Source organism: Streptomyces sp. CB00316 (assembly GCF_001905595.1).
Classification (GTDB): Bacteria; Actinomycetota; Actinomycetes; order Streptomycetales; family Streptomycetaceae; genus Streptomyces.
Map to the genome: position 1 here is coordinate 167804 of NZ_LIXI01000012.1, position 12923 is coordinate 180726.

Here is a 12923-nt window from a genome sequence, read left to right on the forward strand (position 1 = left end):
CCCTGACGAAGCGAGTCCTTGCATGCCTTCCCTCAACGACGCCACCGGACCCCGCATCCTCTTCGGCGGCGACTACAACCCGGAGCAGTGGCCCGAGGAGACCTGGCTGGAGGACATGCGGCTGATGAAGGAGGCCGAGGTCAACTCCGTCACCGTCGGGGTGTTCTCCTGGGCGAAGATCGAACCCCGCCCGGGAGAACGCCACCTGGGCTGGCTCGACCGGCTCATGGACCTTCTGCACCAGCACGGCACAGGGGTCGTCCTCGCCACCCCCACCGCCTCACCGCCGGCGTGGATGGGAACCCTCCACCCCGACACACTGCCGCGCGGCGAGGACGGATCCATCATCTGGTACGGATCACGACAGCACTTCTGCCCCAGCTCACCCGTCTACCGGGCCTACGCCGCGGCCATCACGAAGGACCTCGCCGAGCGTTACGGCGACCACCCGGCTCTGCGCATGTGGCACATCAACAACGAGTACTGCACCTTCTGCTGGTGCGACGAGACCGCACGGCACTTCCGCCGCTGGCTGCGCCAGAGGTACACCACGATCGACGCCCTGAACGAAGCCTGGGGCACCGCCTTCTGGAGCCAGCGCTACGACACATGGGAACAGGTCATCCCACCGCGCAAGGCGCAGTACCTGCGCAACCCCGCCTGCACGCTCGACTTCCGGCGCTTCACCTCCGACACCCTCCTGGAGTGCTACACCGCCGAGCGCGACATCGTCGCCGCGCGCACCCCCCACATCCCCGTCACCACCAACTTCATGCCCTTCTGGACCGGGCAGGACGCATGGAAGTGGGCCGGGGAGGAGGACGTCGTCTCCGTCGACGTCTACCCGGACCCCGCCGACCCGCACGCCGGCCAGTACGGAGCGATGATCCAGGACATGACCCGCTCGCAGGCCCGCGGGCCGTGGATGGTGATGGAGCAGGCGGCGGGCGCGGTGAACTTCCGCGGTGTCAACGTGCCCAAGCCCCGTGGCCTGGGCCGACTCTGGTCCCTCCAGGCCGTTGCCCGCGGCGCGGACGCCGTCTGCCACTTCCAGTGGAGGCAGTCGCGACAGGGAGCGGAGAAGTTCCACTCGGCCATGGTCTCGCACGCGGGCGAACACGGTCGCGCCTACCAGGAGATCAAGCGGATCGGTGCCGAGCTGTCCCGACTGGGGGAGAGCGTCGCCGGCACCCGCGTCATCTCCGAGGTGGCGATCCTGCACGACTGGGACTCCTGGTGGGCCGACGAACAGGAGGGCCGCCTGTCCTCCGAGGTGCACTACCCCACCGTCGTACGAGCCTGGCACCGTGCCCTGTGGGAGGCCGGAGTCACCACCGACTTCGCCCACCCCGAGCACGACCTCAGTCCCTACCGCCTGGTCGTCGTCCCGCACCTGTATCTGCTGACCGACGCCGCTGTGGACAGTCTCGTCGCCCATGTACGCGGCGGAGGCACACTCGTCTGCGGGTTCATGACCGGCGCCGCGGACCAGGACGACCGCATCCGTCCCGGCGGCATGGACGAACGGCTGCGCGATCTGTTCGGCATCCGCCTCGTCCACGAGTGGTGGCCGCTGCCCGCGGGCGAGAAGGTGGTGTGCGACGACGGCCTCCGCCCCTTCCGGGGATCCCTCTGGGCGGAGGAACTGGAACTGTCCGCAGCGGAGACCGTCGCCACCTATCGAAGCGGTGAGCTCGTCGGCATGCCCGCCGTGCTGCGCCACGGAGGCGCCTGGTACGTCTCCACGCTGCCCGAGCCGACAGCCCTCCGCGAGCTGCTCGCCCGCGTGGCGTGCGAGGCGGGCGCGCGACCCGTCCTGGAGAACCGGCCACCCGGTCTGGAAGCGATCAGCCGCGGTGACGTGCTCTTCCTGCTCAACCATGCTCCCGGGCCGGTCACCGTCGACGTGCCGGGCCCGTACCGGGACTTGATCACGGGCGACCGGGTGGAGGGTTCCGTCCGCCTGGAGCGCCATGGTGTGGCGGTGCTGGCGTGAGGCACGGGACGTGGGAACCGCAGCCCGCCGGACGGTGGGAGGACGCCTACCTCAGCGGTAACGGCAGGCACGGCGCCATGGTGTTCGGCCATCCGGCCGACGAACGCGTCGTGGTGAACCACCACACCCTGGTCCGCCCCAACGGCAGCGAAGCGGTCGGCCCCCCGGCGCTCGCCGCCGAACTCCCCGCTCTTCAGGCCGCCCTGCTGGCAGGCGACACCAGGGCGGCGGAGGACTTCGGCGCCGGGTACCCGCACGTATGGGTGCAGCCCTTCCATCCCGCTTTCCAGGTCCGCATACGACGCAGGGGGGTGACAGGGGAGCCGGGATACCGCAGGCAGGTGGACTTCACCACCGGGCACGTGAGCGCGATGGACGACGGCTGGCGCAGCGACGTCTTCGTCTCTCGCACCGACGACGTGATCGTCCACCGGGTGTCCGGCCGGCCCGGTGGACTGAGCGCCGAGGTCCGCCTCGACGAACGCCTGCCCGGGTTGCCTGCCGGGCTGCGCTTCTCCCGCTCGGTCGTGTGCGAGAGGAACGGGCGCCCCGGCACCAGGGCGGTACTGAGCCTGCGCACCGAGTACGGGAACGGACGGACCGCCTTCACGGGGACGACCCTCGTGGTCATCCCCGACGGCCGGGCGGACGCGGCCGGTGACAGGCTGCGGGTCACCGGAGCCTCCGCGATACTGCTGCTGACCCGGGTGGAGCGGCATCCTGCCGGCAGCGACCCCGGCGCCGCGCACCTCGCTGGGCTGGGTGCCCTGCTCGAAGCGGACCCGGTCAGCGTCGACTCGACCGTCCCGCCCGGCCCGCACGATGCCACCGACCTGGCGTACTCGCGGCTTCTGGCCAGACACCTGCCCGCCCACCGTGGCGCCTACCTTCGCGCCGAACTCACCTTGACGGCGGATCCGGCGGAGAGAGAACTGCCGGGCAGCGCACTGCTGCGCCGTCCGGACAGCCCGGCGCTTCTCGAACGTCTCTTCGCGGCGGGCCGCTACCACCTCCTGTCGTCCAGCGGCATACTGCCGCCGCGTCTCACCGGTCTCTGGACGGGCGACTGGGACACCGCCTGGTCCGGAGCCTTCACCACCAACGCCAACCTCAACCTGCAGGTGGCGTCCGCGGCGGCGGGGGCGCTGCCCGAGGTGTCCCGGGCCCACGCGGAGCTGATACGCGGTCAACTGGCCCACTGGCGCGACAACGCCCGCGAGATCTTCGGTGCCCGCGGCATCGTCGCGCCCTCCCACACGGACGGGGAGAGCGGCCACACCCGGCACTTCGAACGCGCCTACCCCCTGCACCTGTGGACCGCGGGCGCCGACTGGCTGCTCCACCCTCTGGTCGACGAAGTCCTCACCGGAGGCCGGCCCGGCCCCTGGCTCCCCCTCGCCCTGGTCGAGGTGGCCCAGTTCTACGAGGACTTCCTCGTCAGCCGCGGCCCCGACGCCCCCGTGGCGGTGGTGCCCTCGTACTCGCCCGAGAACCGGCCCGCCAACGCGAGCTGGGGCACCGTCGACGCCACGATGGACATCGCCGCCGCACGGCACGCCCTGACCACCGCGGCCGACTTCCGCCCCGACCACCCCAGCGCCCCGCACTGGCGGGCCCTCGCCGCCAGGCTTCCTTCCTACCGGGTCAACGCGGACGGGGCACTGGCCGAGTGGGCCGGTCCTGAGCTGGAGGACACGTACGACCATCGGCACATCAGCCACCTCTACCCGGTGTGGCCGCTCGACGAGATCAACCCCCTTGACACGCCGGCCCTCGCGACGGCCGCCCTCCGCGCTCTCGAACTACGCGGCTCGGAGAACGATTCGGCGCACGGCCGCCTGCACACCGCGCTCGTCGCCGCCCGGCTGCGTGACAAGGAACTGGCGGGCCGAGCGCTCCGCCACGTGCTGCACGGCGACTACTTCCACGACTCACTCATGAGCGCCCACTACCCGGCGCGGGACGTGTACAACGCGGACGCCGCGCACACGCTGCCCGCGGTGCTCATCGAGTGTCTGGTCCAGTCGTCCCCCGACCGGCTGGTACTGCTGCCTTCCGTGCCACGCGAGTGCGCCGAAGGCACCTTGCGAGGCATCCGCACGCGCTTCGCGGCCCGCCTCGACCTGCGGTGGTCCAAAGACCATGCCACCGCCGTGCTGTGGCCGTCGAGCGACCGCACGATCGACGTGATCGCGGGCAGTGACCGCTACCCGCTGACCCTCGTCGCCCACGAGAAGCACGTTCTCTCCCTCCCCGGCAGGACATGACCCCACCCCGTCGCAGGGACTCCGTACGACACACTCCGTACAGGTTCCGAGGCCACCGGCGCCACGTGCTCGCCGCGGCGCTCGCTCCGCCCGCTGCCGTCGCTCCGGAGCCGTCCCCGGCACACGCCGCCGCCTGATATCCCATGACCGCTGGTGGACCGCGCCCGTCATCCCCTGACGGGCGCAGGCCCGCTGCTCGCGCGGACAACGAGCTCCGGCTTGAGGAGGACGACCTCTTCGTCGGCCTTCCCCTCGACCTTGGCGATGAGGTGGTCGACGGCCTGACGTGCCATCTCCCGCGCGGGGATGGTGACGGACGTCAACCGGACCGAACCCTGGAGGGCGACCTGCTCGGGACACACGGCGACGACGGAGATGTCCTCGGGCACCGCCCTCCTGTCCTGGCGCAACAGGCTGAGCAGCGGTTCCACCGCCTGCTCGTTGTGCACGACGAAGCCCGTGACATCGGGGCGCTCGGTGAAGATCTGCCCGACGGCGCTCGCCATCGAGGCGTACGTGCCCTCGCACGGACGGTGCAACACGCGCAGCCCGAGCCGGCCCGCTCGGGCGCGCAGGCCGTCGATCGTGCGCTCCGCGAACCCGGCCTTGCGCTCGTACACGGCCGGAGCCTCGCCGATCACGGCGATGTCCCGGTGCCCCAACTCGGCCAGATGCTCCACACACAGAGCGCCGGCCTCGGTGAAGTCCAGATCGACGCAGGTGAAGTCGGTGGTCTGAGAGGGAAGGCCGATGAGCACCGCGGGCCGGCCGCTCTCGCGCAGCACGGGGAGCCGGGCATCGTCCAGTTCCACATCCATCAGGATGATGGCGTCCACAAGGCCGCTGGCGACCACGCGGCGCACGGCGGCGGGCCCCTCCTCGCCGGTGAGCATCAGAACGTCGAAGCCGTGCTCCCGGGCGTTGGTGGCGACGGCGATGGCGATCTCCATCATCACCGGGACGTACATGTCCGTGCGCAACGGCATCATCAGCGCGATGATGTTGGATCTGCTGCTCGCCAGTGCTCTGGCTCCAGCGTTGGGGTGGTAGCCCAGTTCCGTGATGCTGCGTTCCACCCGGCGCTTGGTGACCTCGGAGATGGTTCGCTTGCCACTGAGGACGTAGCTGACCGTGCTGGCGGAAACTCCGGCATGTTGCGCCACGTCGGCAAGGGTGACCATCAGGATCTCCAAGATCGGGAAGCGCTTCAACACGCACTCTGTACTCAAACTGCAAGCTGCCAGAACATTAATCCGCTCTGAGGGTCGCTGTCCAGACTCTGCAGTCGAAGCGCTTCGACAACTCCGATGTCCTTCATGTTGCCCGCCGAGCGGGGCGGCTCGACCTCACCAAGCGCCGTATGTCACGCGGCTGACTGATGCTCCATGCCACGGAGGGGTTTCTCGTCCGCTCCGTTCTTTCCGGGTGTGCGCGGATGGGCCGCACACACGACAGCGCCGGCTCCCGCGCGATGCGGGAACCGGCGCTGCGCGCGTCAGCGGCTACGGAGTGACGCAGCCGATCGGGCCGACCGGGAAGTCGTTGCCGGTCGATGTCGCGGTGAACCCGAAGGTGACGCTGCCCTCCGGTGCGATCGTGCGGTTGTGGTCGAGGTTCCTGACCGTGAGCGTGCCATCGGGCCCCGTGGTCAGCGCACCGTTCCACAAGCTGCTGATCCTGGCGCCCACGCCGGGCTTCCAGCGCACGGCCCAACCCTCACGCGCCGCCGTGGCGTGGTTCATGACCTCCACGGAACCCTGGAAACCGCCGCTCCAGGAGTTGGTCACGCTGTAGACGGCCATGCACCCGGTGTGCGGGTCGGTGGGTGTCGGGGTCGGAGTGGGGGTGGGCGTCGGATGAGGAGTGCCGCCCGAGCCGCGGATGCCGGTCACCTCGCCGTTGCCACCGTCGAAGACGATGTCGGAGCAGGAGAAGAAGTTCTCCTGGCTGTCCGAGCGCACCCACTGGATGAACATGACCGCGTCACCCGAGCGGCCCGAGGGCAGGTCCAGGTCCCAGTAGTAGTGGCCGCCGTCCGTGCCGGGCCCACCCGCCTGCGGCGGATCGGTGACGGTCCCGATCAGCTCCAGGTCGTCCCAGCCCAGCTCGGTGCTGGGTGAGTAGCCGGGCTTGGACAGGTATACCCGGAAGGAGCCCGGGTGCGCCGCCCAGTTGCTGTGCTGGAGCTGGATCGTCTTCCCTGACGTCAGGTGCGTCCGGGGCCAGTCGGAGCGGGGGGCGTTGTAGCCGGTGAAGTTGTACGGCGACCGGTCCCCGGCACTGCACAGCTTTCCGTCCGGGACGTAACCCGCGCCACGTCCGCCCGCGTTGGAGTCGAGCACGGCGAACCAGTTGTACAGCGCGGTCGCGCCGCTCTCGTCGAGCGCTGCCTTGCACGCCGGGTTGGTCGGGTCCAGGGCGCCGGTGCCGGTCCTGGCGTCCAGCATGCAGAGGTACGTACGCGAGCCCGGTGTCATCGTGACGCCGTGGGCCTGGGCGTCGCCCTGGCCCATCAACGTCAGGCCGATTCCGCCGAGCAGTGTCGCCAGCACCGCCGCCATGGAGGTGAACAGCTTCTTGCGTCGGGCCATGAGGTCTCCTGTACCTGTGTGGGGACGGTCTTCCGTTTGTGCTTCTCTCCTGCGGCCGCCGTCGGGCGAGGAGTCTGGGGTGGCACCTGGATCAGGGCGCTGTCGAGGGCGGGCGCGGGCGCGAGGCAGGTGGAATCGCCGTGGCCGGTGCACGGCCGTGCGGCCGCAGCCGTCTGCCCCGCGCGGGCAGGGCCCGACGCCGACCGAGCCGCGTCGGACCGACGCCGGCAGGAGTGCTGAGCGGTTGCGCGTGGTCCTGGGGGAGTGACGCTCGCATGCGGGGCCTCTCCGGGAGGGATGACCGATGGGGCGATCACGGAACCGGAAGCACTTGGCCGTTCAGTCTGGGAGCGCTCCCACCTCCTGGTACCACGGACTGTAGGAGCTTTGCTGTGTCCCTGACAACCCATCGGGAGGCATGCGTCGAGCGAATCGACGAAGGCGGGGTTCCGGCGAGTCGGGGCCGACGCGGCCCTTTCATGGGGCCGGCGAAGCGGCGAATCCTGTCCAACCGCTTGACGGCGCGTCTCTGGACCCCGATTTTGGGAGCGCTCCCACTTCGTCGGCACTCCGCCGGACGCCATGCCGGTGCCCCCGTCACCGTGTGCCTTTCCCCTACCGTAAGGACTTCAGTGTGCCGCGACACCAGCCTCACGCTCCTCGCTCCTCCCGCACGTTCCGCCGACCGGACCGCTCCGGCCGCGTCAGCGTGTGGGCGGGCGTCTTAGCCGCCGCCGGTCTGCTGGCCGGCACCCTTGCCCCACCCGCCGGTGCGGCCCAGCCCTTCGACGAGGCCCCCGAGGTCATCGTCAACGGGGACTTCTCCGCGGGCACCGCCCCCTGGTGGTCGACGGCCAACAGTCCCGTCACCGTCTCGGACGGTCGCCTCTGTGCCGACGTTCCCGCGGGCACGGACAACGCGTGGGACGCCATCGTCGGGCAGAACGGGCTCTCTCTCACCGCCGGCGAGGGATACACCCTGAGCTACACGGCGACGTCCACCGTGCCGGTCACCATCCGCACCAACGTGCAGATGGCGACCGAGCCGTGGACCACGGAACTGGCCACCGCGCAGCCGGTCGGGACGACCGCCGAACGCGTCACGGAGACCTTCACGGCCGGAGCCGACCACGACGCGGCGCAGCTCGTCTTCCAGATCGGGGGCAGCGCCGCGGCCCTCACCTTCTGCGTCGACGACGTATCGCTGCGCGGCGGGACCGCGCCGCCGCCGTACGAACCGGACACCGGGTCCCCGGTCCGGGTCAACCAGGTCGGCTACCTCACCCACGGCCCCAAGGCCGGCACGGTGGTCACCGACGCGGCGGACCCGCTGCCCTGGAGACTCGACTCGGCCGCCGGGACCCGCGTGGCCGGCGGCACCACCACTCCGGCGGGCGTGGACACCGCCTCGCGGCAACACGTCCACACCTTCGACTTCAGCGCCGTGACGACCGCGGGGGAGGGGTACACCGTCACCGTCGCGGGGGAGAAGAGCGAGCCGTTCGCCATCGGCGACGACCTCTACGCGTCCCTGCGCACCGACGCGCTCGCGTACTTCTACCACAACCGCAGCGGCATCGAGATCGACGCGGACATCGTGGGCGAGCAGTACGCGCGCCCGGCGGGCCATCTCGGCGTGAGCCCCAACCAGGGCGACAACGACGTGCCCTGCCAGCCGGGAGTGTGCGACTACCGTCTCGACGCGGCGGGGGGCTGGTACGACGCAGGTGACCACGGTAAGTACGTGGTCAACGGCGGTATATCGGTCGCCCAGTTGATGTCCACGTTCGAACGGACCCTGTACGAGGAGACCGCCGACGCCGGGCCGCTCGGTGACGGTGAGCTCCGGCTGCCCGAGCACGGGAACGCCACTCCCGACATCCTCGACGAGGCGCGCTGGGAGCTGGAGTTCCTCATGCGGATGCAGGTGCCCGCGGGGGAGCCGCTCGCCGGTATGGCCCACCACAAACTGCACGACAGGGCGTGGACCGGACTGCCGCTCCGGCCGGACCGCGACCCCCAGCCCCGGGAACTGCATCCGCCGACCACGGCGGCCACCCTCAACCTGGCGGCCACCGCCGCCCAGTGCGCCCGCCTCTTCCAGGTCTACGACGCCGACTTCGCCGCACGGTGCCGGTCGGCCGCGCGGTCCGCGTGGACTGCCGCCAAGGCCCACCCGGGCATCCTCGCCGACCCGCAGGACGCCACGGGCGGCGGCGCCTACAGTGACGACGACGTTCGGGACGAGTTCTACTGGGCGGCGGCGGAACTCTTCCTCACCACCGGCGAGGACGGCTACCGCCAGGAAGTCCTCCGCTCCCCGCTGCACGGTGACACCGACGCGGTCTTCCCGCGCGGCGGCATGTCCTGGGGCTCGGTCGCCGGGCTCGGCGCTCTGAACCTCGCCAGTGTGCCGGGCAAGCTGTCCGCCGACCAGCTCGCGACGGTGCGCGCCATGGTGACCGAGGCCGCCGACGGATACGCGGCCGACTCGGCGCGGGCCGCGTACGGCCTGCCGTACGCCCCCGACGACGGGCACTACGTATGGGGCTCGAACAGTCAGGTCGCCAACAACATGGTCGTCCTGGGCTCCGCGCACGACCTGACCGGCAGGACCGTCTACCGTGACGCCGTACTGCGCGGACTCGACTACCTGCTGGGCCGCAACGCGCTGAACCAGTCCTATGTCACCGGGTACGGCGAGCGGGACTCGCGCAACCAGCACCACCGGTTCTGGGCCGACCAGCTCGACCCGGCCCTGCCGAATCCCGCCCCCGGTTCCCTGGCCGGCGGGCCGAACGCGTCCATCGAGGACCCGGTCGCGCAGGCCAAGCTGAAGGGCTGCGCACCGGCGATGTGCTACATCGACGACATCGAGTCCTGGGCCACGAACGAGATCACCATCAACTGGAACGCCCCGCTCGCCTGGGTCGCGTCCTATGTGGACGACCTGGGCGGCGGTGAGCCCGTGAAGGCGCTCTGCGAGGTGACGTACACCTCGCAGCGCTGGAGCAACGGCTTCACCACCCATGTCGCGCTGAGGAACACCGGCGACCGCCCCGTCCAACCCTGGTGGCTCGACTGGACGTTCGCCGACCGGCAGCAGGTGACCGACACCTGGGGTGCCGGCATTGTGCAGACCGGCCCCCGGGTCACCGCCGACGCCCTGAGCTGGAACGCCACTCTCGCACCCGGCGCCACCGTGCGGTTCGGCTTCAACGGCCGCCCCACCGGCCTCGTGCACGACCCCCAGGTCTTCAGGCTGAACGGCAAGGTCTGCGTGACGGCATCACGAGGATGAGCGGACGGCCCGTCCTACTGCGTACGAGGAGAATCGCTGTGAAACGTCTTCTGGCTCTACTGGCCACCTGTGCGATGGTCCTGGGCCTCACCGCCCTGTTCAGTCCTCCGGCGGCGGCCACCAGCGGATGCAAGGTCGACTACACGGTCACCAGCCAGTGGCAGGGGGGTTTCCAGGCCGGAGTCAAAGTCACCAACCTGGGTGGACCCGTCACCGGATGGACCCTGAAGTTCACGATGCCCGAGGTGGGGCAGAAGCTCGTCCAGGGCTGGAACGCCACCTGGTCGCAGTCCGGTCCGGCGGTCTCCGCGGCGGGCGTCGACTGGAACCGCACACTGGCCACCGGAGCCTCAGCCGATCTGGGGATGGTGGGTTCCCTCACGGGCGCCAACCCGAATCCCACGGCGTTCACGCTCAACGGCGTCGCCTGTACGGGCTCCGTGGAGGAGCCCCCGCCCGTCGACCCGCCTGTCCCGGGCACCGGCACCCCCGTGGACATCAACGGCAAGCTCCACGTCTGCGGCGTACACCTGTGCAACCAGTACGACCGCCCCGTACAGCTGCGGGGCATGAGCACACACGGTCTCCAGTGGTTCAGCAGGTGCTACAACGCCGCGTCGGTGGACGCGCTGGCGGAGGACTGGAAGTCGGACCTGCTGCGCGTGGCCATGTACGTCCAGGAAGGCGGCTACGAGACCGACCCGGCGGGCTTCACCAACCGGGTGAACGGCCTCGTCGACATGGCCGAGGCACGTGGCATGTACGCCATGATCGATTTCCACACCCTGACGCCGGGTGATCCGAACCACAACCTCGACCGGGCCCGGACGTTCTTCGCGTCCGTCGCGGCCCGCAACGCCGACAAGGAGAACGTGATCTACGAGATCGCCAACGAGCCCAACGGAGTGAGCTGGACGGCCATCAAGAGCTACGCCGAGCAGGTCATCCCGGTGATCCGGGCCGCGGACCCGGACGCCGTCGTCATCGTCGGTACCCGCGGCTGGTCCTCACTGGGCGTCTCGGACGGCTCCGACGAGAGCGAAGTCGTCAACAACCCCGTCAGAGCGGCCAACATCATGTACGCCTTCCACTTCTACGCCGCGAGCCACAAGGACTCCTACCGTGCCACGCTGAGCCGGGCCGCCTCGCAACTGCCGCTCTTCGTCACCGAGTTCGGCACAGTGAGCGCCACCGGCGGGGGAGCGATGGACCGGGCGAGCACGACGGCCTGGCTGGACCTGCTCGACCAGCTGAAGATCGGCTACGCGAACTGGACCTACTCCGACGCGGACGAGAGCAGCGCCGCCTTCAGGCCGGGCACCTGCAACGGCGGCGACTACAGCAGCAGCGGGGTGCTGACCGAATCGGGGGCACTGCTCAAGAACCGCATCAGCACCCCCGACTCCTTCCCCACCAACTGACCAGCTGACCAACTGACCAGGGGCGGGCCTCCGGCCGACCGGAGCCCCGCCCCGCGCCCCCTGATGTCACCCGACCTCTCACGGACACGCCGTAGCCGAAACCTGCCCTCGGCTCTGACCGACATCACGCCGCGGCACGCCGCCCCCGTCCGCCCCTGGACCGCGTCCCTACACCTGCTACCGACCGCCGTCCACCCGAGCGCTCAGTTCTCGCGCGGTGGCGCCGTGCTCTTGCGGACGACCAGGCTCGTGGCCAGTTCCAGCCGCGTGGACACCGGTTCCCGGGCCCGTAGCCGCATCAGCATCTGCGTGGCCTCCTCCGCCATCAGACGCAGCGGTTGGTGGATCGTGGTCAGGGCCGGGCTGGCCCAGCGGGCGATGGAGACGTCGTCGTAGCCGACGACCGAGAGGTCGTGGGGGACGCGTAGGCCGTGCACCCGGGCGGCTTCCAGTACGCCCAGCGCCTGGAGGTCGCTGCCCGCGAAGATCGCGGTGGGCCGGCCGGGGCGGGACAGCATCTCGGTGGCGCGGTCGTAGCCGCCCTCGACGTGGAAGTCGCCGAACAGGATGAGCCCGGGGTCCACCTCCAGCCCTGCCATGGCCATCGCCGACCGGTAGCCGTCGAGCCGGGCGCGGGAGCAGAGCATGTCCTCGGGGCCGGTGATGACTCCGATGCGCCGGTGGCCGCACTCGATGAGATGGCGGGTGGCGGCCAGTCCGCCGTTCCAGTTGGCCGAGCCGACCGAGGGCACGTCGGGGTCCGGGTCGCCCGCCGGGTCGATGATGACGAACGGGATCGAGCGCGCCCTGAGCTGCTGCTTCACTTCGCCGGGCAGGGTGGAGAAGACCAGGACCACACCGAGCGGCCGACGCTGGAGCATCGCCTCCATCCAGTCGGGGCCGGGCGAGTGGCGGGTTCCGCTTTCAGTGAGGACGACCCCGGCGCCATGGGCCTTGGCGACGTTCTCCACCCCCCGGATCAGTTCCATCGCCCAGATGCTCTCCAGCTCGTGGAACACGATCTCGATGAGCGGCGCCTCGCTGGCCGACCGTGTGGTGCGCCGGTACGCATGGGCTTCGAGCAGGCGCTCCACCTTGACCCTCGTGGGGGTCGCCACGTCCTGTCGTCCGTTGAGGACCTTCGAAACTGTCGAAATGGAGACGCCGGCCCGCTCGGCCACCTGAGCCAGGGTGATGCGGCCCATTCTCTCGTCATCGCGCATGGCGAGGAGCATAAAGCATGAGACACCCGGCACCCAGGCGTAACGCTTTGGTAACGCGGCGACCGAGGGTTGACCCCCTGAAGGGGGAGTTCTAGCGTCCCGACTCAACAAGTTTCGGTAGTCA

At 70.1% G+C, this 12923-nt stretch carries 7 protein-coding genes; 4 read left to right on the top strand and 3 right to left on the bottom strand.

Annotated features, from left to right (window positions below):
* The first annotated feature begins 22 nt into the window (after positions 1-22).
* Both AMK21_RS29545 and AMK21_RS29550 read left to right on the top strand, forming a co-directional pair.
* Positions 23-1996 carry a beta-galactosidase gene (locus AMK21_RS29545; RefSeq protein ID WP_073882236.1) on the top strand — a complete coding sequence of 658 codons (1974 nt, stop codon included), beginning with the start codon at positions 23-25 and terminating at the stop codon, positions 1994-1996.
* Positions 1993-4263 (top strand): glycosyl hydrolase family 95 catalytic domain-containing protein, encoded by a 2271-nt coding sequence (locus tag AMK21_RS29550; protein ID WP_073882237.1) that lies wholly within the window; start codon positions 1993-1995, stop codon positions 4261-4263. The genes AMK21_RS29545 and AMK21_RS29550 overlap by 4 nt, the downstream gene beginning before the upstream one ends.
* A gap of 167 nt (positions 4264-4430) precedes the next feature.
* Here AMK21_RS29550 and AMK21_RS29555 read toward each other — a convergent pair whose 3' ends face one another.
* Positions 4431-5444, bottom strand: coding sequence for a LacI family DNA-binding transcriptional regulator (locus AMK21_RS29555; protein WP_073882273.1), 1014 nt, complete (start codon positions 5442-5444; stop codon positions 4431-4433).
* A 321-nt stretch (positions 5445-5765) separates the two neighbouring features.
* The gene (locus AMK21_RS29560; protein WP_073882238.1) at positions 5766-6854 is read right to left on the bottom strand and encodes a lytic polysaccharide monooxygenase auxiliary activity family 9 protein; all 1089 of its coding nucleotides are present in this window, start codon (positions 6852-6854) and stop codon (positions 5766-5768) included.
* Positions 6855-7596: 742 nt separating this feature from the next.
* Here AMK21_RS29560 and AMK21_RS29565 point away from each other — a divergent pair.
* Together AMK21_RS29565 and AMK21_RS29570 are read left to right on the top strand one after the other, a co-directional pair.
* Positions 7597-10155: a glycoside hydrolase family 9 protein gene (locus tag AMK21_RS29565; protein ID WP_199863308.1), complete on the top strand. Its 2559-nt coding sequence runs from the start codon at positions 7597-7599 to the stop codon at positions 10153-10155.
* 38 nt (positions 10156-10193) lie between these two features.
* Positions 10194-11576, top strand: a complete 1383-nt coding sequence (locus tag AMK21_RS29570) for a cellulase family glycosylhydrolase (RefSeq protein ID WP_073882240.1) — start codon at positions 10194-10196, stop codon at positions 11574-11576.
* A gap of 203 nt (positions 11577-11779) precedes the next feature.
* On the opposite strand, the gene AMK21_RS29575 is transcribed toward AMK21_RS29570, so the two are convergent.
* The gene (locus AMK21_RS29575) at positions 11780-12811 is read right to left on the bottom strand and encodes a LacI family DNA-binding transcriptional regulator (protein WP_073882241.1); all 1032 of its coding nucleotides are present in this window, start codon (positions 12809-12811) and stop codon (positions 11780-11782) included.
* Between the last annotated feature and the right edge of the window lie 112 nt (positions 12812-12923).

Excerpts from the sequence above, each read along its gene's own strand:
- AMK21_RS29575 (WP_073882241.1), bottom strand. The coding sequence starts at position 12,811 with ATGCTCCTCGCCATGCGCGATGACGAGAGAATGGGCCGCATCACCCTG.
- AMK21_RS29560 (WP_073882238.1), bottom strand. The coding sequence starts at position 6,854 with ATGGCCCGACGCAAGAAGCTGTTCACCTCCATGGCGGCGGTGCTGGCG.
- AMK21_RS29555 (WP_073882273.1), bottom strand. The coding sequence starts at position 5,444 with ATGGTCACCCTTGCCGACGTGGCGCAACATGCCGGAGTTTCCGCCAGC.
- AMK21_RS29545 (WP_073882236.1), top strand. The coding sequence starts at position 23 with ATGCCTTCCCTCAACGACGCCACCGGACCCCGCATCCTCTTCGGCGGC.